Annotated in this window: 23 protein-coding genes; 13 read left to right on the top strand and 10 right to left on the bottom strand. The window is 71.2% G+C overall.

Annotation, left to right across the window (positions count from 1 at the left end; genetic code table 11):
- Positions 1–32: 32 nt before the first annotated feature.
- The 4 genes from ACIBKY_RS41335 to ACIBKY_RS41320 are packed head-to-tail and all read left to right on the top strand — an operon-like array spanning position 33 to position 5,204.
- Entirely contained in the window at positions 33–1,448 is a 1,416-nt protein-coding gene (locus ACIBKY_RS41335) for a 3-oxoacyl-[acyl-carrier-protein] synthase III C-terminal domain-containing protein (RefSeq protein ID WP_397105798.1), read from the top strand.
- Positions 1,448–2,635 (top strand): acetyl-CoA acetyltransferase, encoded by a 1,188-nt coding sequence (locus ACIBKY_RS41330; RefSeq protein WP_397105797.1) that lies wholly within the window; start codon positions 1,448–1,450, stop codon positions 2,633–2,635. The genes ACIBKY_RS41335 and ACIBKY_RS41330 overlap by 1 nt, the downstream gene beginning before the upstream one ends.
- Complete coding sequence (locus ACIBKY_RS41325) at positions 2,632–3,591, top strand: amidohydrolase family protein (RefSeq protein WP_397105796.1); 960 nt, start codon at positions 2,632–2,634, stop codon at positions 3,589–3,591. The genes ACIBKY_RS41330 and ACIBKY_RS41325 overlap by 4 nt, the downstream gene beginning before the upstream one ends.
- Positions 3,588–5,204, top strand: a complete 1,617-nt coding sequence (locus ACIBKY_RS41320) for an AMP-binding protein (protein WP_397105794.1) — start codon at positions 3,588–3,590, stop codon at positions 5,202–5,204. Before ACIBKY_RS41325 ends, ACIBKY_RS41320 begins: the two co-directional genes overlap by 4 nt.
- 16 nt (positions 5,205–5,220) lie before the next feature.
- Here the strand turns inward: ACIBKY_RS41320 and ACIBKY_RS41315 are convergent, their stop codons facing one another.
- Both ACIBKY_RS41315 and ACIBKY_RS41310 read right to left on the bottom strand, forming a co-directional pair.
- The gene (locus ACIBKY_RS41315) at positions 5,221–5,529 is read right to left on the bottom strand and encodes a cupin domain-containing protein (RefSeq protein WP_397105792.1); all 309 of its coding nucleotides are present in this window, start codon (positions 5,527–5,529) and stop codon (positions 5,221–5,223) included.
- A 9-nt stretch (positions 5,530–5,538) separates the two neighbouring features.
- A complete protein-coding gene (locus ACIBKY_RS41310; RefSeq protein WP_397105790.1) occupies positions 5,539–6,867 on the bottom strand; it encodes a flavin monoamine oxidase family protein in 1,329 nt (442 codons plus the stop codon).
- Between the two features lie 124 nt (positions 6,868–6,991).
- On the opposite strand from ACIBKY_RS41310, the gene ACIBKY_RS41305 reads away from it, so the two are divergent.
- From ACIBKY_RS41305 to ACIBKY_RS41295, 3 genes are read left to right on the top strand one after another with little or no spacing between them, the layout of a single operon-like run.
- Positions 6,992–8,596, top strand: a complete 1,605-nt coding sequence (locus ACIBKY_RS41305; RefSeq protein WP_397105788.1) for an AMP-binding protein — start codon at positions 6,992–6,994, stop codon at positions 8,594–8,596.
- A 22-nt stretch (positions 8,597–8,618) separates the two neighbouring features.
- Complete coding sequence (locus tag ACIBKY_RS41300) at positions 8,619–9,470, top strand: SDR family NAD(P)-dependent oxidoreductase (RefSeq protein ID WP_397105786.1); 852 nt, start codon at positions 8,619–8,621, stop codon at positions 9,468–9,470.
- Entirely contained in the window at positions 9,467–10,216 is a 750-nt protein-coding gene (locus ACIBKY_RS41295; protein WP_397105784.1) for an SDR family NAD(P)-dependent oxidoreductase, read from the top strand. The genes ACIBKY_RS41300 and ACIBKY_RS41295 overlap by 4 nt, the downstream gene beginning before the upstream one ends.
- On the opposite strand, the gene ACIBKY_RS41290 is transcribed toward ACIBKY_RS41295, so the two are convergent.
- Positions 10,213–10,839, bottom strand: coding sequence for a TetR/AcrR family transcriptional regulator (locus ACIBKY_RS41290; RefSeq protein ID WP_397105782.1), 627 nt, complete (start codon positions 10,837–10,839; stop codon positions 10,213–10,215). The two genes, ACIBKY_RS41295 and ACIBKY_RS41290, sit on opposite strands and share 4 nt — an antisense overlap.
- 69 nt (positions 10,840–10,908) lie before the next feature.
- On the opposite strand from ACIBKY_RS41290, the gene ACIBKY_RS41285 reads away from it, so the two are divergent.
- Complete coding sequence (locus ACIBKY_RS41285; RefSeq protein WP_397105780.1) at positions 10,909–12,270, top strand: MFS transporter; 1,362 nt, start codon at positions 10,909–10,911, stop codon at positions 12,268–12,270.
- Here ACIBKY_RS41285 and ACIBKY_RS41280 read toward each other — a convergent pair.
- Both ACIBKY_RS41280 and ACIBKY_RS41275 read right to left on the bottom strand, forming a co-directional pair.
- The gene (locus tag ACIBKY_RS41280; protein WP_397105778.1) at positions 12,263–13,405 is read right to left on the bottom strand and encodes a serine hydrolase domain-containing protein; all 1,143 of its coding nucleotides are present in this window, start codon (positions 13,403–13,405) and stop codon (positions 12,263–12,265) included. The two genes, ACIBKY_RS41285 and ACIBKY_RS41280, sit on opposite strands and share 8 nt — an antisense overlap.
- Positions 13,406–13,464: 59 nt before the next feature.
- Entirely contained in the window at positions 13,465–14,457 is a 993-nt protein-coding gene (locus ACIBKY_RS41275; protein ID WP_397105776.1) for a hypothetical protein, read from the bottom strand.
- Between the two features lie 236 nt (positions 14,458–14,693).
- On the opposite strand from ACIBKY_RS41275, the gene ACIBKY_RS41270 reads away from it, so the two are divergent.
- Positions 14,694–15,428 carry a MarR family transcriptional regulator gene (locus ACIBKY_RS41270; protein ID WP_397105774.1) on the top strand — a complete coding sequence of 245 codons (735 nt, stop codon included), beginning with the start codon at positions 14,694–14,696 and terminating at the stop codon, positions 15,426–15,428.
- A 531-nt stretch (positions 15,429–15,959) separates the two neighbouring features.
- Here ACIBKY_RS41270 and ACIBKY_RS41265 read toward each other — a convergent pair.
- A complete protein-coding gene (locus ACIBKY_RS41265; RefSeq protein ID WP_397105772.1) occupies positions 15,960–16,193 on the bottom strand; it encodes a hypothetical protein in 234 nt (77 codons plus the stop codon).
- 64 nt (positions 16,194–16,257) lie between these two features.
- Here ACIBKY_RS41265 and ACIBKY_RS41260 point away from each other — a divergent pair, with 64 nt between their 5' ends.
- The 3 genes from ACIBKY_RS41260 (at position 16,258) to ACIBKY_RS41250 (ending at position 19,489) form a co-directional block, all read left to right on the top strand.
- Positions 16,258–17,712, top strand: a complete 1,455-nt coding sequence (locus ACIBKY_RS41260) for a GEVED domain-containing protein (RefSeq protein ID WP_397105770.1) — start codon at positions 16,258–16,260, stop codon at positions 17,710–17,712.
- A gap of 101 nt (positions 17,713–17,813) precedes the next feature.
- Complete coding sequence (locus tag ACIBKY_RS41255) at positions 17,814–18,962, top strand: S8 family serine peptidase (protein WP_397105768.1); 1,149 nt, start codon at positions 17,814–17,816, stop codon at positions 18,960–18,962.
- A gap of 257 nt (positions 18,963–19,219) precedes the next feature.
- Positions 19,220–19,489, top strand: a complete 270-nt coding sequence (locus tag ACIBKY_RS41250; RefSeq protein WP_184969978.1) for a hypothetical protein — start codon at positions 19,220–19,222, stop codon at positions 19,487–19,489.
- 224 nt (positions 19,490–19,713) lie between these two features.
- On the opposite strand, the gene ACIBKY_RS41245 is transcribed toward ACIBKY_RS41250, so the two are convergent.
- The 4 genes from ACIBKY_RS41245 to ACIBKY_RS41230 all read right to left on the bottom strand — a co-directional run bounded on the left by ACIBKY_RS41245 (position 19,714) and on the right by ACIBKY_RS41230 (position 23,028).
- Positions 19,714–20,265 carry a C40 family peptidase gene (locus ACIBKY_RS41245; protein WP_397105766.1) on the bottom strand — a complete coding sequence of 184 codons (552 nt, stop codon included), beginning with the start codon at positions 20,263–20,265 and terminating at the stop codon, positions 19,714–19,716.
- 95 nt (positions 20,266–20,360) lie between these two features.
- Entirely contained in the window at positions 20,361–20,675 is a 315-nt protein-coding gene (locus ACIBKY_RS41240; protein WP_397105764.1) for a hypothetical protein, read from the bottom strand.
- The gene (locus ACIBKY_RS41235) at positions 20,666–21,904 is read right to left on the bottom strand and encodes an NAD(P)-binding domain-containing protein (RefSeq protein ID WP_397105762.1); all 1,239 of its coding nucleotides are present in this window, start codon (positions 21,902–21,904) and stop codon (positions 20,666–20,668) included. Before ACIBKY_RS41235 ends, ACIBKY_RS41240 begins: the two co-directional genes overlap by 10 nt.
- Positions 21,901–23,028, bottom strand: a complete 1,128-nt coding sequence (locus ACIBKY_RS41230; protein ID WP_397105760.1) for an ATP-grasp domain-containing protein — start codon at positions 23,026–23,028, stop codon at positions 21,901–21,903. Before ACIBKY_RS41230 ends, ACIBKY_RS41235 begins: the two co-directional genes overlap by 4 nt.
- Before the next feature lie 419 nt (positions 23,029–23,447).
- On the opposite strand from ACIBKY_RS41230, the gene ACIBKY_RS41225 reads away from it, so the two are divergent.
- Complete coding sequence (locus ACIBKY_RS41225; protein ID WP_397105759.1) at positions 23,448–25,154, top strand: glycosyl hydrolase; 1,707 nt, start codon at positions 23,448–23,450, stop codon at positions 25,152–25,154.
- Positions 25,155–25,161: the final 7 nt, after the last annotated feature.

Below are 25,161 nucleotides of genomic sequence, written 5' to 3'. Positions count from 1 at the left end.
GAATGAACGTTCATAGAGCAAGGAGTTCAATCTTGGCTGGAATCATGGCGTACGGGGGCTACCTCCCTGCGCACCGGATCCGCCGCTCGCGCATCGGGGAGGCGCTCGGCACCAGGCCGGCGACCGGCTCCAGGACGGTCGCCTCCTACGACGAGGACACCACCACCATGGGCGCCGAGGCGGCCAGGGTGGCGTTGCGCGGCCTGCCGGGACCGGAGGAGGTGCGGGGCCTCTACTTCGCCACCGCGGACCCGGTCTATCTGGACAGGTCCAACGCCGCCGCCGTACACGCGGTGCTGTCGCTCGACCCGTCCGTGCCCGCGGTCGACATGGGCGGCGCGGTGCGCTCCGGCGTGGGCGCCCTGCGGGCCGGACTGCACGCGGGCCCGCCCACCCTCGTCGTCCTGTCCGACATCCGCGCCGGCCTGCCCGGCGGCGCCGACGAACGTGACGGCGGCGACGGCGCCGCGGCGCTCGTCGTGGGCACCGGCGGAGAGGTCGTGGCGGAGTGGATCGGCGACGCGGCCAGAACGGAGGAGTTCCTGAGCCGCTGGCGCGAGCCCGGCGAGCGGCACTCCCGCCACTGGGAGGACCGCTTCGTCGAGGAGGTCCACGTGCCCGCCGGACGGCTGGCGCTGGAGGAGGCGCTGAAGTCCGCCGGTCTGACCGCGGCCGACGTCGACCACCTCGTCGTCACCGGCGCGAGCAGGCGGATCGCCGCCGCGGTCCGTGCCGCGGCCGGCGTCGAGGAGCACGCGGCGGCCGACGACCTGCTCGACTCGGTCGGTGAGACCGGCACCGCGCACCCGGCGCTGCGACTGGCCACGATCCTGGACCGGGCGGGACCGGGTGAGGTGATCGCGCTCGTCGTCCTGACGGAAGGCGCCGACGCGCTCCTGTTCCGCACCACCGACCTGCTCGCCGAACGGCGCAGCGCCTGGCCGACCGCCGCCCAGATCGAGCACTCCAGCGACGACCTGAGCTACGCCACCTACGTCACCTGGCGCGGATTCCTGCCGCGCGAGCCCATGCGCCGCCCGCTGCCGCCACAACTCGCCGCGCCCGCCGCCCGGCGGATCGGCGCGTGGAAGCTCGGCCTCGTCGGCTCGCGCTGCGTCGCCTGCGACACCCGCCACCTGCCGCCCCAGCGCGTGTGCGGCGTCTGCCGCGCGCTCGACCAGATGCGGCCCGACCCGGTGGCCGGCATGCCCGCCACCGTCTCGATCGCCACCGTGGACCGGCTGGCCTGGTCGCCGAACCCGCCGCTGATCTACGGAACCGTCGACTTCGACGGCGGCGGCCGGCTGCAGTGCGAGTTCACCGACACGGTGCCGGACGGCGCGCGGGCCGGGCTGCGGGTGCGCATGGCCGTACGCAGGACACACAGCCGCGACGGCGTGCACAACTACTACTGGAAGGCCCGCCCGGAACGAGGGGAGCAGTACTGATGGCCGACAGGGGAATCAACGGCAGAGTGGCCGTGGTGGGTGCCGGATGCACGCGTTTCGGCGAGCGCCGCGACGCCGGGGCCGACGACCTGCTCATCGCCGCAGCCAACGAGGCCGCCGCGTCGGCGGGCATCGACCTGGCCGACGTGGACGCGTTCTGGCTGGGCACGTTCGGCTCCGGGCACGCGGGCACCGCGCTGTCCAAGCCGCTCAAGCTGGACAACAAGCCCGTCACCCGGGTCGAGAACTTCTGCGCCACCGGCGCCGACGCGTTCCGCAACGCCTGCTATGCCGTGGCCGCCGGCGCGTACGACGTGGTCATGGCGATCGGCGTGGAGAAGGTCATGGACTCGGGACAGGCCGGCATCCCGTTCTTCGAGTTCTTCGACGACGGTACGGCGGTGCCGCACACGCCCCCCGGCACCTTCGGCTACCTGGCCAGCGGCTACGCGCAGCGCCACGGCGTGGCCGACGCCGACCTGCGCGCGGCCATGACCCACGTCGCGTGGAAGAACCACCGCAACGGCGCGCTCAACCCCCGCGCCTACTTCCAGCGGGAGATCCCCAAGGAGGTGATCGACCGGCAGCCGCTGCTGGCCGGGAAGCTTAGCCTGCTCGACTGCGGCGGGCTGGCCGACGGCGCGGCCGCCGTCGTGATCACCAGAACCGAGGACGCGCGCCGCTACACGGACAAGCCCGTCCTGGTGAAGGCGCTGGCCCTGGCGGCCGGCCCGGGTACCGGCGCCATGGACCCCGGCCACGACTTCTCCTCCTTCCCCGAGGCGGTGGCCGCCGCGCGCAGCGCGTACGCGCAGGCGGGCATCGGCGACCCGCGGGCGGAGCTGTCCTTCGCCGAGGTGCACGACTGCTTCACCATCACCGAGATCGTCCTGATGGAGGACCTGGGCTTCTCCGCCCGCGGCACCGCCTGGAAGGACATGGTGGGCGGGGTCTTCGACCGCGACGGCGCGCTGCCGGTCAACCCGGATGGCGGGCTGAAGGCGTTCGGGCACCCGCTCGGCGCCTCCGGCATCAGGATGATCTTCGAGAGCTGGCTGCAACTGCGCGGCGAGGCCGGGGAACGGCAGATCGACAACGGGCGCACGCTCGCGCTCACCCAGAACATCGGCGGCGATCCCGGCGAATGCGTCTGCCTCATCACCATCCTCGAAGGGCCTTCCCGGTGAGCGGCGACGCGGTCATCGACATGGCAGGGGTCGTGCTCGACGCCGAGTCGTGGGAGTCGTACCTGAGCTGGTTCGCCGCCGACTGCCCCAACTACCTGCGGCTGTTCGGGCGCCGCTTCTGCGGCCTGGCGGGGGTCGAGCACGCGGCGTACCAGAAGGCGCTGGAGCGCGGACCGGAGGAGGTGGTGCGGCTCCTTCTGTCCACGGGCCGGCTGGACGTGGACATCGACCGGTACGTGGAGGAGCTGGCCGCCGGTGGGGTGGCGCTGCAGGTGATCCACGGCGGCATGACGCCGCTGCGCTCGGGCGGGCTGCTCAACGACCGGGCGGCCGACTTCGCCCGCCGCCACCCGGACCGGCTGCGCGCCTGGGCGGGGCTGAGCCTGCGCGACGAGCAGGCGGCACTCAAGGAGATGCGCAGGTGCGTGGGCGACCTCGGCATGGGCGGGGTGTCGGTGACGCACTTCACCGACGTCGCCGACCCGCTCTCCGCCGCCAGCCGGGCGGTCTACGCCGAGGCCGAGCGCCTGGGCGTGCCGGTCTGGATCCACGCCGGGCACAACCTCTCGCCCCGGGTGCCCGTGGACCACTGCGCGTGGCGGCAACTGGACGCGATCGCGCGGGCCCACCCGGACCTGGTGATCGTCGCCGGTCACGGCGGCTGGCCGTGGATGATGGAGATGGTGGCGCTCTGCCAGCGCCATCCCAACGTCTACCTGGAGTTCTCCACCCACCGGCCGCTGCACATGGCGGCCGCGGGCTCTGGCTGGGAGCCGCTGCTGGCCCACGGCCGGGCCACGATCAGGAACAAGGTCCTGTTCGGCAGCGTCGGCTGGGTGCACGAGATGTCGGCGGGCGAACTGGCCGACGAGGTACGCGCGCTGCCGCTCGACGAGGGCACCGTGCGCCGCTGGCTGTACGCCAACGCCGCCCGCGTGCTGGGGACGGCGGCATGAGCACCGCCTTCACCACGACCCCCGAGGCCGCGGAGTGCGTGGTGCCCCTGGTACTGCGCCGCCGCGCCGAGGAGCGTCCCGGCGAGGTCTTCGCCGTCTTCCAGGACGGCGAGGAGTGGACGGGCGCGCGGGTACTCCACGAGACCCTGGCCATGGCCGAGATCCTGCACGAGCACGGTGTACGGCCCGGCGACCTCGTCGTGTCCTGGCTGCCCAACGGGCCGGACGCCCTGCGCACCTGGTTCGGGCTCAACGAGCTCGGCGCCGTGTACGTACCGGTCAACACCGCCCTGCGCGGCAGGTTCCTGGAGCACGTGCTGGCCAACTCCGGCGCCCGGCTGGCGGTCGTCCATCCCACCCTCGCGCCCAGGCTGGCCTCGGTGGAGACGGCGGCGCTGCGTACCGTGCTGGTCCCAGGCCACGCCGCGCCCGAGGTCACCGGCCTCGACACGGTGCCGGTCGGTGACCTCCCGGCCGCACCGCGCCGGGTATCGACGCACACGCCCCGGCCCTGGGACACCTACGGCGTGCTCTACACCTCCGGCACGACGGGGGCGAGCAAAGGCGTGCTGTGCTCGTACGCGCACCTGTGGACGACGGCGGTGGCCGCCTCGGCCGGCGTCATCGGCGCGGGCGATCGGTATCTGGTCCAGCTACCGCTCTTCCACGGCGGCGGCACGATCGGCGTCGCCCTGGCCCTGTACGTCGGCGCCTCGGTGGCGGTGGTGGACGGCTTCGACACCCGCTCGTTCTGGGAACTGGTCCGCCGTACCGGCACCACCGCCTGCACGCTGCTGGGTGCCATGACGTCGTTCCTGGCCGCACGCGAGCCGGGACCGGACGACCGGGACCACCCGCTGCGCACCGTCTGCATGGTGCCGCTCGGGGAGAACGCCCGGGCCTTCGCCCGGCGCTTCGGCGTCGACGTCTACACGCTGTTCAACATGACCGAGGTCAGCACGCCGCTGCTGTCGGAGCGCAACCCGGACAGGGCGGGGGCCTGCGGCCGGGTCCGCCCCGGCGCCGAGGTGCGGCTGGTGGACGCGCACGACCGGGAGGTGCCCGACGGCGAGACCGGCGAGATGATCGTCAGAACGGCCGCGCCCTGGGCCATGAACCACGGTTACCACGCGATGCCGGAGGCGAGCGCGGCGGCCTGGCGCAACGGCTGGTTCCACACCGGTGACGCCTTCCGCCGTGAGCCGGACGGCGAGTACTTCTTCGTCGACCGGGTCAAGGACGCCATCCGCCGCCGGGGCGAGAACATCTCCTCCTTCGAGCTGGAGACCGGCGCCGCCGCGTACCCCGGAGTCAGGGAGGTGGCCGCCGTCGCCGTGCCGAGCGAGCACGGCGAGGACGAGGTGCTCGTGGTCGTGGCGCCGATCCCCGGCCAGACCGTCGATCCCGCCGGGTTCGTGGCCTTCTGCGTGGAGCACATGCCGCACTACATGGTGCCGCGCTATGTCCGCGTCGTGGCCGAGCTGCCCAAGACGCCGACGAACAAGGTGCGCAAGCACCTGCTGCGCGCCGCCGGGATCACCGCCGACACCTGGGACCGCGAGGCGGCCGGCATCCGGGTCAGGCGGGAGCGCCTCACGGCCGCGGACGGGTGACTCAGGGTCGGGTGACTCAGGGTCGGATGACGAAGAAGGCCCGGGTTCCGGCGGTCGCCTGATAGTCGACCGTCGAGCCCGCGCCGATGAAGCAGGCGGACCCGGCGGCGACCCGCACGGCCCGCCCGCCCTCGGTCACGGTCAGCTCACCCTCGATGACATACAGCGTCTCGTCGTAGGTGAGCGTCCAGTCGCGCAGGTGCCCCTCCTCGGAAAAGCGCAGGAAACCCGCGGTGTCCATGGGGAAGGACACCGCGAGGTTCCTGGCGAAGGGCACCTCGCGGTAGCCCGACGGGTCGTCGCCGAACGGCAGGACCTCGGTCATGATCTCTCCTCAGAGCCGGTCGAGTACCTCGCGGGCGCAGCGCTCGCCCGCCTGGACCGCGCCGTTCATCCAGCCCGTCCACCGGTCGGCGCTCTCCGTCCCGGCCCAGTGCAGGCCGTCCGCGGGCGCGTGCGGCGCGGGTCCCGCCGCGGTGAGCGCGCCGGGCCGCAGGCCGCCCTGACAGCCGAAGACGTACGGCTGCCGCCGCCAGTCGGTCTCCAGGTACGCCACCGGGCGGGCCGCCCCGGGACCCAGGCAGGCGGCCAGGGCTTCCAGGGTGGCGGCGCGCCGTACCTGATGGTCGGTGGAGAAGGCCGGCGGGTTGCCGCGGAAGTGCCGCTCGGAAAAGGTGAACGCGGTGAGCGCGAGCACCCCAGGCGAGCCGTCCGGCGGCGAGGCGTCCAGGAAGCCGGGCACCGCGCCCAGATCGGTGAACCCGGAGCCCGAGAACCCGCGGTCCCGCCAGAACGGCTCGTCGTAGACCACGTTGGTCTTGATGAGCGGCCCCCGCACCCAGCCGCCGGCCAGCGCCGCCCGCGCGCGCGGCAGCCCGGGACGGAAGGAGACGGGACCGGTCGCGGCCGGCCCGATCGCCATGATCACCCGGCGGGCCCGCACGCGCAGGCCGGGCGTGCCGACCACGATGCCGCGCCCGTCCCGCTCGACCTCGCGGACCGGCTCGCCGAGACACACCCGCTCGCCCAGGTACGCCGCCAGCGCGTCGGGCAGCGCCTGCGACCCGGCGGCGAACCTCAGCACGGCGTCCTGGTCGCGCAGCATCGGCCGGATCCCGCCGCAGGTGGCGATGGCGTGCAGCGCGTAGGCGAAGGAGATCTCGTCCGGCGGCGCGGCGAACCACGCGGAGACAGAACAGTCGAACAACTGCCTGGCCAGCGGGTCGTGGATCTGCTCGTCCCGCCAGGCGGCGAGGTCGAGGGTGTCGAGCCGGGGGTCGTCGTGGCCGGTGCGCTCCATGGCCTTGAGCGCGCCGGCGTACTCGCGAACCGCGTCACGGGGCAGGTCGGGCAGGCCGTCCGCGTACTCGAAGCGGCGCCCGCCCAGGTGGGCGACGCTGATGCCGTCCTTGAAGGAGGGGAAGAGCTCAACGCCCAGTTCGGCCGCGAGGGTGAGGATCTCCCGCTGGCTCGCGCACACGTACATGGCGCCGGCCTCGGTGGCCTTGCCACCGGTGAGGGGGAGGTTCCACACGCGGCCGCCGACGCGCCCGCCCGCTTCCAGGACGACCGTGTCCACGCCGCCGCGGGCCAGCCGGTAGGCGGCGGTGAGGCCGGACAGGCCGCCGCCGACCACGACGGCGTCAGCGGTCTTCTCGATCATCCGGGACTCCTCAATATGAACGATCGTACATGACTATCTGAGGGTTATTTGGCCAGGTATTGTCTGTCTGAATGGCAGCATGCTATACAAACGTTCATACATTTGCCACCGTTCAGGGAGAGCGATGACAGCGAAGCTCCCACCCCGCGAACAGTGCGTGCTTCCGCTGCTTCTGCGGGATCGGGCACGCCAGGATCCCGACCGGCCCTTCGTCGCCTTCGCCGACGGGACGGCGTGGACCTACGGCAACGCCTGGGACGAGACGCTCTCCGCCGCGAGCGGCCTGCGCTCCCTGGGAGTGGACGCGGGCGACCACGTCCTCGTGTGGCTGCCCAACGGCCCGGAGATCCTGCGCGTGTGGTTCGGCGCCAACCAGCTCGGCGCCGTGTTCGTCCCCGTCAACACCGCCTACCGCGGCGACATCCTGGCGCACGTGCTCACGCTCGTACGGCCGAAGGTCGTCGTCGTGCACGCGGACCTGGCAGACCGGCTGACCGGCCTTGACCTGCCCGGGGTGGAGCACGTCGTCGTGGCCGGCGGCCCGTGCGCGCCGCTGCCGGGGGTCGGCGCGCACGGCGCCGCCGTACTGCACCCGGAAGCCGCCGGGACCGTGGAGGACGCGTGCCCGGCCCAGCCCTGGGATCCGTACGCGGTGATCTTCACTTCGGGCACCACCGGACCCTCCAAGGGCGTGATCTCCTCCTACGTGCACCTGTGGGCCACCGTCACCGCCGTCGAGGAGCACCTGTCGGCCGACGACCGCTGCCTCACCAGCCTGCCGATCTTCCACGGCGGCGGGCTGCAGGACATCGCGGGCGCGCTGGTCGTGGGCGCGTCCGTGGTGCTGGTCGAGTCCTTCGACACGAGCTCGTTCTGGGACGTCATCGAGCGCACCGGCGCCACCTGCTGCACGCTTCTCGGCGTCATGGCGACGTTCCTGCTCAAGCAGCCGCCCCGGCCGGGCGAGCGCGACACCTCGCTCCGGCTGGTCTACCTGGTCCCGCTCACGGACAACGCGGGGGAGTTCGCCCGCCGCTTCGGCTGCGACATCCTCACGGTGTTCAACATGACCGAGGTGAGCGTGCCGCTCGTCTCCGAACTCAACCCGGCCACGCCGGGCAGCTGCGGCCGCCCGCGGCCGGGCGTCCAGGTACGCGTGGTCGACGCCCACGACCAGGAGGTCCCGCTGGGCGAGATCGGCGAGCTCGTCATCCGCACCGATCTGCCCTGGGCGATGACCAGCGGCTATCTCGGCGCCCCCGAGGCGACGGCGGCGGCCTGGCGCAACGGCTGGTTCCACACCGGCGACGCCTTCCGCAGGGACGAGCACGGCGACTACTTCTTCGTCGACCGGATCAAGGACGCGATCAGGCGGCGCGGGGAGAACATCTCCTCCAGCGAGGTCGAGGCGGAGATCCTGCGCCATCCGGCGGTCCGGGAGGCCGCGGCCGTCGCGGTGCCCAGCGGGGACGGGGAGGACGACGTGCTCGCGGCCGTGGCACCCGTGGACGGCGCGCGTCTCGACCCGCGCGACCTCCTGGAGTTTCTCGTGGAACGGCTCCCGCACTTCATGGTGCCCCGGTACGTGCGCGTGCTGGGCGAACTGCCCAAGACCCCCACCAGCAAGATCGAGAAGCGGCGCCTGCGCCGCGAGGGCGTCACGCCCGACACCTGGGACCGCGAGGCCGCCGGGTTCAAGGTCCGCCGCACCCGCCTCAAACAAGTATGAACGATTATTCATGGAGACCTTTATGCACACCCCACTGCGCGACCGGGTCGCGCTGATCACCGGCGGCGCCGGCGGGATCGGCGCCGCCACAGCGCGCAAGCTCGCCGGGCAAGGAGCCGCGGTCGTCGTCGCCGACCGGGACGGCGCGGCCGCGGAACGCGTGGCGGCCGGCCTGCGCGGCGAGGGCCTCGACGTGCGAGCGGTCAAGATGGACCAGACCGACCCCGAGCAGGTCGAGGACGCCTTCACCGAGACGGTGGAAGCGCACGGCAGGCTCGACATCTGCTTCGCCAACGCCGGCTGGGGCCGCCTCGACGCCTTCCTCGACCTGCCGCTGGACACCTGGAACCGGCACGTCGCCGTCAACCTGACCGGCACCTTCCTGGTGTGCCAGACCGCCGCCAGGCACATGGCCGACGGCGGCCGCGGCGGATCGATCATCGTCAACTCCTCCAACGGCGCGGTCGCCCCCGCCGCCCTGTTCTCCGCCTACTGCGCCACCAAGGCCGCGCTCAACATGCTGGTCCAGGTCATGGCCGCCGAACTCGGCGCCCACGACGTGCGGGTCAACGCGGTGATGCCGGGGGTCACGGCCACCGCGATGACCAAGGATCTGCTGGAGCAGGGCATGGACCGGCTCATCGAGTCGCAGACGCCGCTCGGCCGGGTCGGGCGCCCCGAGGACGTGGCCGCGATGGTCGCGTTCCTCGCCGGGGACGACAGCTCCTACGTCACCGGCGTCGCGCACCTCGTGGACGGCGGCGCCACCCACAACGTGCCGCGCTGGTTCACCACCGACTACCGGCGCCGCGGGCAGACCCGATGGCGGCTGCGCCACCTGGAGACACCGATCACGGAAGGAGGCGGGGCATGACGGGAACGCTGGCCGGCCGTACCGCATTGATCACGGGAGCGGCCCGCGGCATCGGCGCCGCCATCGCCACCCGGATGGCGGCGGAAGGCGCGCGGGTCGCCCTGTGCGACCTCGACGCCGAGGGCGCGCGGGCGACGCTCGCGCGGATCGAGCGCGACGGCGGGAAGGGGATCGTCCAGGAGGCAGACGTCTCCGACGCCGGTGCGGCCAAGGCCGTCGTCGCGCAGGCGGCCGAACGCCTCGGCGGCCTCGACATCCTGGTCAACAACGCCGCCACCGGCGCCCGTGCCAAGATCCGCGACTACACGCTGGAGGACTGGGACCGGGTGCTCGCGGTCAACCTGCGCGCCCCGTTCGTGCTCAGCCAGGCGGCGCTCGACCACCTCGCGCGCTCGGGCACGGGCGCGATCGTCAACATCTGCTCCGTGGCCGTGATCGGCTTCTTCGGGCAGATCGCCTACGACGCCTCCAAGGGCGGCCTGCTCTCGCTGACCAGGGCGCTCGCCGTCGAACTTGGCCGCAGCGGCATCCGCGCGAACGCCGTCTGCCCCGGCTTCGTCGACACCGAGATGGCCGACCACGGCAACCTGCGGGAGATCGCCGCCAAACAGACGGCCACCCAGCCGATCGCCAGGATGGGCCGGCCGGAGGAGATCGCGAACGCGGTCTGCTGGCTGGCCTCGGACGAGGCCCGTTACGTGACGGGCCAGGCCCTCTTCGTCGACGGCGGCTGGGTACGCGCCTAGCGCGCCAGCACCATCCGGCAGGCCAGGTCGGCGTGGAGCCCGGCCAGCTCCTCGTCCTTGACCGCCGGGAACGGGCCGAAGAACTCGGTCGCCCGCAGGACCAGGTTGACGATCGCCGTGGCGGTGAGCTTCGTCGCGTCACCGCGCATGGCGGGCAGCTCGAAGACCCCCGACCGCACGCCGTGCTCCAGCGTGCGCTCCAGCCGGGTCCGCAGGCCGCGGCGGCGCTCGACGATGACCGCCCGCTGTGCCTCGGGCAGATGGACGTACTCGAACGTGGCGATCATGGCCGAGGCGCGGTGGCGGGCGTGGAAGAGGGCCGAGGCGTACGCCAGTGCCCTCAGCTGGCTCTCCGGGTCGGCTGCCGCGTTGGCGACCGCGTCGTTGAGCATCCGCTCACCCTCGTCCGTCGCCCGGCTGACCAGCGTGAACAGGACCTCTTCCTTGGAGGGGAAGTGGTTGTAGAGCGCGGCGGGCGTCAGGCCGCTCGCCGCCGTGATGTCCCTGACGCTCGTGCCCTTGAAGCCCTGGGTGAAGAACAGTTCCTCCGCGGCGGCCAGGATGCGCTCCGCCGGCGGCTTCTTGGCGGGCGTCGCGACGGTGGCGCGCGAGCGAGGCGGCACGGACTCTCCTCAGATTTCTGGGTGACCTCTTCATCGTAGTGCATAAACGTTCATACAGGAGGCCTTCGCATGCCGACGCTACTCGTTCTGCTGGCCGGGGTACTGATCTACACGACGCTCGGCTCGGCCATCGTGCCCGGCCTCGTACGCTTCCAGGCCGATCTCGGCGCCTCGCCGTCCGCCGCCGCGTGGCTGTTCACCGGCTTCCTCCTCGCCGCCTCGATCGCCACCCCGGTCGCCGGGCGTCTGGGCGACATGTACGGCAAGCGGCGCGTGGTCACCTGGACCTTCGCCATCATGGCCGCGGGGGCCCTGGTGTCGGGCCTGGCCCCCGGCCTGCCGGTGATGATCGCCGGTCAGCTCCTGCTGGGTGTGGGAGCCGGGATCTACCCGCTGGCGTACGGGCTGGCCCGTGAGGTGCTGCCGTCGCGCTCCGTCGGCGTCGCCATCGGCACGATCGGCGGCGTGGCCACCGCGGGCGGCCTCATCGGCTACCTGGTCGGCGGCGCCCTGGCCGACGCCTTCTCGCACCGCTGGCTGCTCGGCGCCGGGGCGGCGATGCTCGTCGCCACGGTGGCCGCGCGGCTGGTCATCCCCGGCTCCGACCTCCGCCTTGGCGGCGCGCTCGACGTCGGCGGGGTGCTGCTGTTCGCCGCCTCGGTCGTGGCGCTGCTGCTGTCGGTCACCTACGCCGCCGACGACGGCTGGCTGTCCTGGCGCGTCACACCGCTGCTCGCGTTCGCCGTGGCCGGCGCAGCCGGATGGATCCGGTACGAGTCCCGCCACCCCCGGCCGTTCGTCGACATGGCGCTGCTGCGCCGCCGGGTGGTGCTGGCGCCGTCGCTGATCGCCCTGGCGGTCGGCTTCTCCAGCGTGGTGGTCTTCGTCGTGGTTCCCCAGCTGGTGACACTGCCCACCGAGACGGGGTACGGCTTCGGCGGCACGACCGCCCAGGCCGGCCTGTACCTGCTGCCCACCGCGCTGGCGTTCCTCGTCGCCGGCCCGGCCGCCGGGGCGCTGGAGCGGGTCCTGCCGCCCCGAGCCGTGATCATCGGTGGTGCTCTCGTCATGGCGCTGTCCGTCGCCGCGCTGGCCCTGTGGCACCGCGAGCCCTGGCAGCTCATGGCCGCAAGTGCGGTCATGGGAGTCGGGTACGGGCTCGCGTTCACCGCCATGACCAGCCTGATCGTCCGGGCGGTCGCCCCGGGCGAGACCGGGGTGTCCACCGGCATCAGCACCCTGGCCAGGACGCTGGGGGAGACGCTGGGCAGCCAGGCCGGGCTGTCGATCCTGGCCGCCCGCCTCGACCCCGCGACCGGCATACCCGCCGAAGCGGGCTTCGGCCTGGCCTTCGTGCTCGGGGCGGGTGCGGCGGTGGTCGCTCTGGCGGGGGCGTTCGCCGTACCCCGGGACAGGAAGCGGGTCAGCTGAACTCGGCGGCGAACAGGTCGTCGAAGGGGGCCAGGCCGCTCCAGTCGCCGTTGATCTGGGTGGTGAGCAGGCGGCTGCCGTCGCGGGTGCCCATGGCGAAGGTCCAGGAGCCGTAGGCGGCGCCGCCGTTCCCCCAGAGCGTGACGCCACCCGGCAGTTCCTGGGAGAAGACGCCCAGCCCGTAGCGGGTGTGGGGGATCCACGGCGGCCCGCCCTGGGTCGCCACGGTGGTGAACATCTCGCGCTGCTGCGCGGCGGGCAGCAGCTTGCCCGCCAGCAGCTTGCCGAAGAAGCGCTGCAGGTCGCCCGTGGTGGAGACCATGCCGCCCGCGGCCCAGGCGAAGGACTGGTTCATCTCGGTGGCGTCGTGGATCTCGGGGTCGGCGTCCATGGAGAACAGCGTGGAGTGGTGGACGGGGTGCTCGCCGCGGATCTTCGTGTCGCGGCCGGGCAGGTACGTGTGTGACATCCCCAGCGGGCGCAGGATGCGGCGCTCAAGCTCGTCGCCGTAGCTCCGGCCGGTGATCCTCTCGATGATCATCGCGGCCAGGTAGTAGTTGGTGTTGGAGTAGCCGAACCCGGCGCCGGGGGCGAAGTAGGGCGGGTTGGACAGGCCGATCTTCACCAGCTCCGCGGGCGTGTAGGTGTCGAAGCGGTGCTCGTACCAGGCGGCGCCCACGGCCTTCTTCATCAGCTCCGCGTCATTGCCGTAGTTGAAGATTCCGCTGGTGTGGTTGAGCAACTGCCGGATCGTGATCTGGCGCCCGTCGTAACCGTCGCCCCGCACCAGGCCGGGCAGCCACGTGTCCACGCTGTCGTCGAGGCTCAACCGGCCCTCGGCGACGAGTTGCAGGACCAGCAGCGCGGTGAACGTCTTGGTCGTGCTCCCGATCCGGAACCGCTCGCCGGAGCGGCGCTCCTCACCGGTCTTGAGGTCGGCCACGCCCGCCGAGCCGAACCAGCGTCCGCGGTGATCGCGGATCTCGGCGACCATGCCGGGCGCACCACTCTCGACGGCCCGCTCAAGCGAGCGCCGCACGCCGGCGCGGTCGTGGGCGGCCTCAGCCGGCGCCGCGAGCGCGGTCGCGGTCATCACCACGGCGGAGAGAAGCAGTCCGGCCTTGAAGATCGTCATGTCGGTGTCCTTTCGAGCGTTTCTCTGGTGGTCTGTTCCAGCTCTTTGGTGGGTCTGCGTCAGCGCGCGATGTGGTGCGGTGCGGGCATCTCAGCCGGTACGGCCGCCGCCCGCCTGCCGGCCACGACCGACCCCGCGGCGGCCAGCGAGGTGATCAGCAGCACCGCGGCCAGGGCGAGGAGGGTGGCGGCGTCCGGGTGGATCAGGGACTGGCCGCGCAGCGCCTGCCAGGTCACGACCGCGACCAGCCCCGTGTAGCCGAGGGCGGCGCTGCCGACGAGCCGGGCGCGGACCTTCTCGGGGCGCAGCCAGGCGCGCTTGGCGGCCAGCGCGGCCAGCGCGGCGGCGAGCAGGAGGAGCACCTGGATGCCGTGCAGGGCGAAGAAGTGGGGCACCCGGAAGTCGCCGCCGGTCACGCTCCAGCCGGTGAGGAACATGCCGTTGCCGTCGGGGTCGCCGATGCCGTGGCCCTGGTACATGGGCACCTGCCTGCCGTTGGCGTCGGTGACCGTACGGGGGGTGATCTGGGCGAGCAGCCAGTAGATGGGCAGGACCATGCCGAAGGTGGCCAGCGCCAGCCCGGTGCGGATGGCCCGGTTCAGCGCCGCGCCGCCGGTGCGCTGGATCAGCACGACGACCCCGAGGATCAGCTGCGCGATCAGAATGATCATGACGCCGTAGGTGAGGATCGGCACGAGCGCCACGGTGACCGGGTCGGTCATGTCGGCGTTGAAGTGGCTGAAGGTGCCGCGTGCCGCCTGGACCGTGATGGCGCCGACCTCCACGACCACGGTCACCGCGAACACGTTGCCCAGCCACCGGCCGAGCCGCCTGCCCCTGGTCAGCTTGGTGGACAGCCAGGCCAGCGTGAGGGCGTACAGGGCGAAGGCGAAGCCGAACTTGAGCGGCTTGATCCATACCGACTCGTTCAGCAGGGTCCGGTCGTCCACCACGAGCCCGACGCCGGCGACCAGCATCAGGCCCAGCATGAGCGCCGCGCACACCATCAACGGACGGTGCCAGGTGCGCACGGGGGCGAGGAGGGAAGTCATGAGGGGCTCCGTTCACTGTCGTTCACTATTTCGCGAACAACTGAAAGCTATCTTGCGTTTGATAATTCGTCAACGCATGGATTGCTCGATCCCGTGAAAACGCAGGTCAATGGCATGAAGTCTTGCAATGAAAGTGGAGCTAAATGCAAGAGGCAGCACGAGCAGACTTGCAATGGAGTGGAGTCGAACGCAAGAATGGGGGACGCCAGGCGGACACGACACGAAAGGCGGTACCGATGCCCGGAGGCAGGCTGACCCAGGAGGACCGGCAGACGATCGCCGACGGCCTGGCGAAGGGGCACACCTACACGGAGATCGCGGGTCTGCTGGACCGCCCCATCTCCACCGTCACCAGGGAGGTGGCCCGCAACGGCGGCCCGTCCGGCTATCGGGCGGCCCAGGCCCAGCGGGCCACCCAGGGCCGGGCCCGCCGCAGCAAGCCGACCCCACCCCCGCCCACGCGCGTGGAGGACGGGGCCACCCTCGGCCGCGACCCCCGGGCCGTCCATGACCTGGAGGAGCAGTTCACCGGCATCATGGTCGCCACGGGCCTGCCCCGGATGACCGCCAGGGTGCTGACCTGCCTGTACACAACCGACGACGGCAGCCTGACCGCCGCGGAACTGGTCCAGCGCCTCCAGGTGAGCCCGGCGTCCATCTCCAAGGCCGTCGGCGAACTGGAGCAGCAGGAGCTCATCCGCCGCGAACGCGACCCCCGCCGGCGGCGCGACCGCTACGTCATCGACGCCGACGCCTGGTTCCGCGGCTGGACGGCCAGCGCCCGCCAGAACATGCTGCTGGCCGACATCGCCAGGGACGGCGCCCAGGTCCTGGGCGACACCACCCCGGCCGGCACCCGCCTCCAGGACATAGGCCAGTTCTTCGGCCACGTCGGCCAGGCCATGATCGAAGCCGCCGAACAGTGGCGCCACGACTACGCCACCAGACAACCCCCAGCCCCCAACCCCTGAACCGCGCCCGCCCACCCGCGCCGCTCGGCCACTCACACCGCCTGGCCGCCGGCACACGGCGGGGTACCCGGCAGGGTCACGCGGCGAGCCCGGCTCACCGCGAGGTCCGGTAGCCCGGATCGTGCCCCCGGCGCGGCTGTGCCGCGCTGTCAGGCCATCCGCACGGTGTGGGCCTCCGGCAGGGCCACGTGGCAGGGTCACGCCGGGAGGCGGAGTCCGCGAGGTGGAGCCCCGTGCGGCGGGGCGTGCCTGGGGGCAGGGCGGCGGCTTCAAGGACGGGACACGGCGACGACGCGTAGTGGAATGGGCGCGAGCGGCTCGATAGCTTGGCCGGTCTGAATAGCGGCACGCGGTGCCCTCCCGAGCCCGGTGTAAAGGCTCATGTACGGGGGCAGGGCACCGCCGTCACCCGCTGCCGTCGATATGTGGGCATTTCTGGATATGTGTGGCGCATCGCCGGGAACTGAAGATGTTTTTGATCTGGATATGCTTTCGGCCGGTTCTCCACGTGTTCCGCGCTGGCAGGATTCGTCAGGGCGATCCGCCGTACTGGCGGCGCTGATCGCGCCTCAGCGAGGCCAGCTGATATCGGAGCTCACTTTCTCTGCTGATCCGCAGTAGTGCCTCCTTGGTCTGCCTCCGCAAGAGCGCGCGAAAGTAGAGAACCTGCGTCGAGGACGGAAGGGTAATAAGTGTGGTTTCCGTATGGGGTGGAATGCGGCGTGTCGCGGTGGTCAACGTCATGGCGGCGATGCTAATCAGCACGCTGGGCTCCCCGGGGGCACTTGCCGTAGATCAGGAAAGACCCTCGACAGGGGTTGCCGGCGCGATGGCGTCGAAGGGCAAGCGCAACACCTGGACGATGGCGAACACGGCCGGGAGCGCCCGCGGCGTCGCGCCGTCGGGCATCATCATGACGGTCGAGAAGAAGATGGCGTACGGCACGCGGGTGGCCAAGGCCGAGACCCTGCGCGCGGACCCGGGCGCCCCGCCCGACGAGTACCTGGACCCGGTCAACGCCAAGGCCGCCGCCGGAATCAGCGACCTCTACGAGGGGTTCGCGGTCCGGCCGAACGGCTGGAGTGACGTCGCCACCCTGACGTTCAGGTTCTCCAGCCCGGTGCGCAACCCGCGCCTGCACGTCGCGGGCACCGGCGGCGCGACGGTGGATTCGGCGGGCAACCGGGAGGAGTACTGGACCGGGCTGCGCCTGTCGGGCGGCACCCCGTCCCGGCCGACGTTCAGCAAGATCGCGGGCTTCCCCGGCTTCGAGGTCGACCGGCAGGCCATCGTTCCGAACGCCGGCGGCCGCCAGCGCGAGACGACCTGCGGCGTCGTCTACATGTGCGGCACCGCGCAGGTCAACGGCATGGTCTCCTCGTTCACCGTCGACGTGCGCGCGCTCAACGTCCGCCGGACGCTGCCCGCCGGCGACCCGTTCATGTGGGGCGTCTTCCGCGTCACCTTCGAGCAGGACGACTCCGACGCCCCGGCCTCGTACGGCGCCGCCTCCCACTCCATCTCCGACCAGTCGATCGGCGCCTCGGCCACGTCCGACCGGCCGGGCACGGTGAGCTTCACCCCGCGCCGGATCGACGACGACCAGGACGACGCCTCGGCGGGACGGCTGGAGGCCGGGCAGGACCGCCGCCTCCAGCTCACGGTGCCCGTGCGGACCGCGTCATCGGGTGTGCTGGCCGGATGGGTGGACTTCGACCGCGACGGCCGTTTCCAGCCGTCCGAGCGGGCCTCGTCCGTGCTGCCGGCCGGATCCGCGCGTGCCGTGCTGACCTGGGCGCTGCCGCACGACACCAGGCCGGGCCCGTCGTGGCTGCGCCTGCGCCTGGCCGAGGCCGCCGCCGAGGTGAGCGTGCCCACCGGCTGGGCGGCCACCGGCGAGGTGGAGGACCACCGCATCGACCTGCTGACCCCCGGGCAGGTACGTGTCTCGCACAAGGCCCCCGACCGCATCGGCAAGGGAGAGCGCCTGACGTTCACCACGCGCATCCACAACAGCGGTCAGACGGCCCTTCCCTACCACCTGTCGATGCGCCTGGACGACGTGCTCGACGACGCGAGGGTGCGGGCGATCAACCCTCGTCCCACCGCCCGTACGCGCTCCGCCCTCACCTGGCAGGGCACGCTCGAACCCGGAGCCACCCGCGAGATCCGCGTGCGCGTCCAGGTCAAGCGTGGCGAACTCGGCAACGGCAAGGTGGCCACGCGCTGGCCGGGCACGTGCGCAGGCGAGAGGTGTGGCGCCTCGGTAGCCGTGCGCGACTGACGAACTCCCCGAAAAACCCCCAGACCATCACGTGAAACGCAGGCGCGGCGCGGGCCCCGAGGGCCGGTGCCGCGCCTGCCGATCGTAGAAATGAGACGCATGTGATCTGGGCCAGATTCTCCGCAGCCTGCCTCGCCCTGTGCCTGGGGCTGCTCGCCGCGCCTCCCGTGCGCGGCGCCGTCGACCGCGACGTGTTCGTCGTGGCGCTACGGCTCCCGCCGGACGGCGACGAGGCGGGCGTCGAGACCCAGGCCGCCGCCCTGGCGAAGCAGTACGGGGGCGAGGTTCACCACATCTACGCCGCCGCCCTGCGGGGGTTCTCCGCGTCCATGAGCGCTGAGCAGGCGGCGAGGCTGGCCGCCGACCGGCGCGTGGCCACGATCGAGCACAACCAGGTCTTCACCTCCCAGGCGAGCCCCTGGGGCCTCGACCGGGTCAACCAGCGCCGCCTGCCCCTGGACGACGTCGGCGTGCGTGGCGGCAGCGCCGCCGGGGTCACGGCCTACGTCATCGACAGTGGCCTGCGGCTCTCGCACACGGAGTTCGGCGGCAGGGCACGCTACGGCTACGACGCCGTGGACTCCGACCTCGTCGCCCAGGACTGCTACGGCCACGGCACACACGTGGCGGGCATCCTCGGCGGCGCCACCTACGGGGTGGCCAAGGACGTCCAGCTGGTCGGTGTACGCGTGCTCGACTGCGCCGGCTACGGCACCACCGCCGAGATCGTGGCCGGGATCGACTGGGTGACCGCCAACGCCCAGCGCCCCGCCGTGGTGAACATCAGCCTCCAGAGCGGCAGGAGCTCGGCCATCGACCGCGCCGTGCGGAGCTCGATCGCGACCGGCATCCCGTACGTGGTGTCCGCGGGCAACCAGAACGCCGACGCCTGCGAGGCCTCACCCTCGGGCGCCAGGGAGGCCATCACGGTGGCGGCCACCACGCGCGCGGACGAGCGGGCCCCGTTCTCCAACGGCGGCCGGTGCGTGGACCTGTTCGCTCCGGGGGTGGCCATCGACTCGGCGTGGTTCACCGACGACACCTCGGCGCGATCGGCGAGCGGCACCTCGATGGCCACGCCGCACGTCTCGGGAGCGGTGGCGTTGTTGCTGGCCACAAGCCCGCGCGCCACCCCTGCCGACATCGCGTCGGTGCTCATGGAGACCTCGACGAGAAACGTCGTATCGGGACTCAGGCGTGATACGCCCAATCGGCTGCTTTACGTCGGGGATACCGAACCCAAGCTCTGACTCCGGGGTACGATATGGCCCGATTTGGACATATATCGGGCGGCGGACAACGGCCTTTCTTGGCGCTCTGAGAAAAGGCCGAATGGCTGATTGTATTCCTTCAGCTGTGCCAAGGAATCCATGGCGGTCTTTGACTTTAATACGGCAAGGATCGGTGGAATTAGTATGCGTGGCGCGGCAAGGTAGTCATGCATGGCGCAGCTGCCAACTCAACAGGCGGCGCCACCAATTCCATTCGCACACTGGAGGAAGTAAACATGCTTCGTCGCATTGTCATCGGTGCGCTCGCCGCAGGCGCTTTCCTGGCTGCCTCGTCCACCGCAGCTTCTGCGGCCACGTGGGAGAAGGGCAACGACGACAACGTCGGCAACGCCCACAGCCCGGCGTCGATCGTCGTTCCGGTGCTCAACCACGCGCTCAACAACAACGAGGTTGACGTCCTGACGATCGCGCACCTGGAGCGCATCAACCTGCAGCTCCTGACCAACAACACCAGCCTGACCGACATCGAGGGTAACGACGGCTGAGCTGGACGCTAGAAAGTCCGGGCGAAGCGCCGGTGCGCTGGCAGTGATGACAGCGCGCCGGCATTCGCGCGGACCTCGAGTGACGGCAGGTCAGGAGGCCGCACGCGAACCGACTGGTGAGCGGTAGACGGGCACTCTCCCTCACCCACAGTCGACGCTGCCCCTGATGCGGCTCCCAACTCCCGAGGAGCCGGATCAGGGGCGTTTCTTTTTGCCCGTGAAGATCATCCGGGCTTCTGCCGCGCGGGCCTGACCAGCCCCACGAAATTGCGCCGGTCGATCGTCTCTATGCGCACGACCTCGCCGGTGAATGGCGCGACCACCATCTGGTTCGCTTTGATGGCGACGCCGACGTGGTCAGGACCTGGGCGCTTGGAATCGGTCTCGAAGAAGGCCAGGTCACCGACCTGAATTCGGGTCCTGGGAATCCGGGTTCCGGAGCGCCACTGTTCATAGGTGCTCGAACCGATTCCCACACCGGCCTGAGACCACGCGTACTCGGTCAGTCCCGCGCAGTCGAAGCCTTTGACGCGCTTTCCCCTGCCGGTCCCGTAGGTGGCTCCTGAGGGCCCGCCGCCGCCCCATGAATAGGGTGTGCCGAGCGTGCCGAGAGCGGTGTTCGCGGCCAGGCGGCCGCGGGCGAGTCCCGCTGACCGCTCGCAGGCCGAGGTGTACCAGGAGGCACACCACTGGAAGAGCTCGGGAACGGGGTCGAGCGGGAAAGGGGGGACCGCGCCCACGAACAGAGCTCCGCCGATGATGAACTCGAGCTTCATGGCACCTGTCCCCGTGGAAGTAGTTGACGGGAAGGTGCCCGCGGGCGCGGTCGATCAGCCTCAAAGGCAGATCATCTATCGCAAAACTACCCGTACTAGCGGGCCGGGCCCAGGACGGCGACGTGGGGGTCGCCGTGCAGCATCGCGCTGCCGGGTCCCGTGCGCGCGGCCGGGGCCGTGACGGAGAAGTCGCTCGCCCTGACCACGGACATCGAGTACCGGCCGGGGCTCCTCGGCTCGACCGTCACCGGGGTGCCGAGGGTCCGTGCCCGGACCGGGGTGTCCGCGGGCGAGGTGACGACGATGGTCGGGGTGGCGGTGGCGGCGGCCGTACCGGGAGAACCCAGCCAGGCGAGCGCGCACAGACCCGCGGCGATCGCGAACGCCGCGCGGCGGTTGGTCATCGGCATGAGGGCTCCACGGTGACGAGGGGGGAAGGACGGCGGCCGGACACCCGCGCGACCAGCGCGGGAGCGACCGTGGCCGCGGCGAAACGGGAGCCGTGCACGAAGCGCATGACCGGGCCGAACGTGGGCGCGGCCGCGAGCCCCACGACGAACAGGCCGGGCACGGAGGATTCGAACGTCTTGCTCAGCACGGGCGCGTGGCCCACGTGCGCGACGGAGTCCCGCAGCCCAGGCTCCAGGACGCTGAAGCGGCGCACGTCGACGACGTACCCCGTCGCGGCGATGACGCGGTCGGCGTGCAGGTGGAAGAGGCCACCCGTCGCGTCCTGCAGGCGCAGGTCGACCCCTTCGCCGGGGACGGCCCGCCGTAGCTGTGCGCCGAGGCTGGTCGGGACGCTGGTGAAGCGGTCCTTCAGCCACCATGAGCCGGCCGGGCCGAGCGTGGTGCGCACGATGCGCCGGCGCACGCGTCCGGGCAGATGGCGCACCAGCGCGGGCTTCTCCGACCACATCCAGGACCGCCAGCCGGTCCCGAGCCCCGAGCGCGGGGCGAGGCAGCGCGCCAGCGCCGTGCGTTCCTCGACGGGCGTCTCGTTCCACTTCAGCGCCGCCGTGCGCGCGATCAGGTGGGGGTACGCGCCGGCCTCCTGCAGCAGGCACGCGGTCTCGATGGCCGACTGCCCGGCGCCGATCACCGCCACCTTCTCGCCGGCGTAGCAGCTGAGGTCGTTGAGCTGACAGCTGTGGGCCAGCACCGACGACGGCAGCGAGGCCAGCGCCGCCGGAATGCGGGCGAACGGCAGGAAGCCCACGGCGAGCACGACGGCCCGCGCCCGGACCTGCCGGCCCGTCTCCAGGGTGACGGTGAACAACTCGTCCTGCTTGGCGACGTCCACCACGTTGACCGGCGTGACACGGTCCTGGACGGCCTGCTCGCAGAACCACTTCCCGTAGTCGACGAAGCGCTCCACAGGAGTGGGCCGGGCATAGGCATAGGGGAATCCGTGCGAACGGCAGTATGCCGCGAGCGTGAAATCCCCGGCAGGGTCGGCGAGGTGCGAGGCGAATGGCTCGGACTTCAGCAGCATGCCGGTGGGCATGTGCTTGTCCCAGGCGTTCATCGGCTGGCCGAAGACCTGGGCCTCAAGTCCGGCGCTGATGGCGTATGCGGCGACGGAAAGGCCGTAGGGCCCGGCTCCGATGACCGCGACGTCGACGGTTTCGGTGTTCATGGCATTCTTTCGATCGTTGGTGTGCATGCCCTCATGGCGCGTAGAAACGTTTGTTTCACCATTCCGGTGAAGGGCTTGACATCATCTCTCGCGTACCAGGCCAGCTCGTCGGCCCGGCGCAGGGACGACAGCCATCCCGGGCGGCGGCGGCCGTTTACCCCGGGCTTTCTGGCCAGCTTCCGCAAGAGGTCGTAATTCTCCACCAGATACGTCCTGCCGTACTGGGGAGAACCGAAGTTTGAGTCTTGCCCGGTCAGGTCCAGATAGGCGGCCCTGATGACGTCGATGCGGTTGGAGTCGCCGAAGAGGCGGAACTGCGCGCCGACGCGGGGATTGAAGTCGAGTAGGTAGTACTTGCCGTCCCTGACGTCGAAGCGGAAGTCCATGTCGAGGATTCCGGAGTAGCGCAGGGATTTGGCGAGGGTCCTGGCGGTGTGGTCGATCTCGGGGTTGGGCAGCCAGCGGCCGAGCGTGGTGATCCCGGCGGCCGGGGGGTAGGCGCGCTCCTTCCTGCCCGAGCCGGCGAAGTCGCAGGTGGAGTCCTCGCGGAAGTAGCCGTGGAAGAACCAGTCGCCGTCGCGGGTCGGCGGGATGTAGCGCTGCAGCAGCAGTTCGCTGTCCTGCTCCGGGGCCCGTGCGGCCAGGGCGCGGAGCTGGTCGTGCGACTGGAGGAGCGTGGTGCTGCGCAGGCCGCGGGCGCCGGCGGCCAGCCAGGGCCTGGCCCACTTGGCCATCATCGGGAAGCCGTAGGCGCGCTCGGCGAAGCGCAGGTCGTCCTGGGTCTCGGCCACGTGGGTGTCCGGGTGGGCGACGCCGAGATGGGCGCAGATGGTGGCGAGCGCGTGCTTGTCGGCGAGCTGGGCGGGGAGTTCGCCGGCCGGATTCGAGATCCGGAATCGGGGGGACAGGTCCTGTGCGTGCTGCGCCGTATAGATGGCGGTGATGTCGTCCATTGGCAGCAGGACCGGATTTCCGCCGATGCGGTCGGCGGCGGAAAGCATTGTGCGGAGAAAGCTCTCGGCCGCGGTGGGCGCCGTGTCCCAGTGGCCGCAGCTGGAGAGGTATTTCGACTGGGCAGCGGGACCGTGCGGGCCTTCGAGAACGGCGTGCACATCGACGCCCATGCGACCCAGCGACCGAATGGCGGCGAGGGTGCCGTGATGGAATGGGTTGCGATCCATCCTGACGACCAGTGCCGGGGCCCTCGGGGCGACGGGCAGGCAGTTGCGGATATCGTTATTCCGCTTCTGTTGGGGAGCGTCGTTCACCGGTCTTTCCTATCATGGACACGGTGAATTGTTTTTCATGAGGGCGTTATTGTTTCTCCAATGTCAAGGACGAGATGGTGCGAAAACCTCTTATGTGGCGAATCGGTCATCCTGTGCATTGCTTGCGAAATTCCGAAGGAGATTTGATGTTCTCATCAAGCGGGAAGGGGAATGGAAGCACGCAGTAATGCTTTGACGGGCAGGAATGGTGAGTTAGCCGCATGAGAAGGCACATGTTCCCCGGACTTAGGCACAGGGGCGCGCTTGGAGCCGCCATGTTGCTCGTGGCCGCCGTCGCCGTACAGCCGGACGCGGTCGCCGAGCCCGAGCCCAAGCTGCTCGCGGTGACCAAGCAGCGGGCCGCGCTCGGCGTCTTCATGGGCTCCGACGCCCACGGCGCCGCCCGCCTGCCCGGCTTCGAGCGCTGGCTCGGCCGCGAGGTGACCGTCGGCAGGACCTACATCCCCGGCGAGACATGGGCGGCCTTCCACGGCCCCGACTTCATCCTGAAGCCCTGGACCCAGTGGCGTGCGGCCCAGCCGGGCAGGATCCTCGCGATCAACGTGCCCATGGTGGCGCCCAACGAGGGCAAGCTGTCCGACGCCGCGGTCTCCGTGCTGCTGAACGCCGGAGCCAGTGGCGCCTTCGACCTCACCTTCAGGAAGCTGGCCGGCCGGCTGGTCGCCGAGGGCGCCGAGGACTCCATCATCGTCCTGGGCTGGGAGATGAACGGCACGACGTACTCCAGCCGATGCGCGCCCGACCCGACCGCGTGGAAGGCGTACTGGCGGCGGATCGTGACCAGCATGCGGTCCGTGACCGGGCAGCGCTTCCGCTTCGACTTCACCGCCAACCGCGGGCGCGACGCGATCCCGTGGACCGAGTGCTACCCCGGCGACGACGTCGTGGACATCATCGGCATGGACAACTACGACCAGCCGCCCTCCGACGGGTTCCAGTCCTACGTCTCCCAGCCGTACGGCCTGCGCCACCACGCCGAGTTCGCCGCCGCTCACGGCAAGCCCATGTCGTTCCCCGAGTGGGGCCTGTTCCGATACGGCGACCGGCCCACCTATGTACGGCAGATGCTCGACTGGATCGGGCGGCACAACGTCGCCTACCACTCGCTGTCGGACTACTGCCCGCACGGGGTGTGGCAGTGCTCGTCCAACCCCCGGTCGGCCGCGGGGTTCCGGACGCTGCTGCAGCAGATGCTGCCGACCCCGGCCGTGCCCACGCCGACCACCCCTCCGCTCCCGAGCGCGTCCGCACTCCCGAGCACGTCGGCACTGCCTTCAGCGCCCGCGCTGCCCAGCGCCTCGGCCCTCCCGTCAGCGCCCGCACTGCCGAGCACCTCGGCGCTGCCATCGAAGCCCGCGCTGCCCAGCACGTCCGCGCTGCCCAGCGCGTCGGGGCTGCCGGAGAAGCCCGCTCTGCCCAGCGCTTCGGCGTTGCCGGTGAAGCCCGCGCTGCCCAGTACGTCCGCGCTGCCCAGCGCACCTGCGCTGCCGTCGAAGCCCGCACTGCCGTCGACGTCGGCGCTTCCGAGCGCACCCGCGTTGCCGAGCGCTTCGGTGCTGCCGTCCGCGCCTGCCCTGCCGAGCACGCCGGCGCTGCCGTCAGCGCCCGCGTTGCCCAGCGCGTCCGCGCTGCCGTCAGCGCCCGCGATCCCGCTCGGCGCCGGTGAGCCCGGTGCGCCGGGTGCGCCGACCGGGACGCCGACCGGGGCGGTCCCGCCTCTGGGCGTGACGTCCAACCCCGTGCCGCCCTCGATCCAGAACCCCATGCCGCCCACCCTCCCGGCCGTCACCCTGCCCCCGCAGGTCACCAGGGAGCCGATGCTCACCTGGCTGGTCGGCCTGTGGCGGAGCCTGCTGACGATGGTCGTCGTGCCGCCGCCGGTGCAGCTGGAGGTGCCGGGCATCCTGCCCAGCCCCACGGTGATGCCGCCGGCCGTACCCGAGGATGAGCTGCCGACCTGAACGCGGA

Source organism: Nonomuraea sp. NPDC050394, assembly GCF_044459065.1.
In the GTDB taxonomy this organism is placed as follows: Bacteria; Actinomycetota; Actinomycetes; order Streptosporangiales; family Streptosporangiaceae; genus Nonomuraea.
The sequence above is the reverse complement of the archived record's forward strand: the minus strand, read 5'-3'. Positions and strand labels throughout refer to the sequence as shown.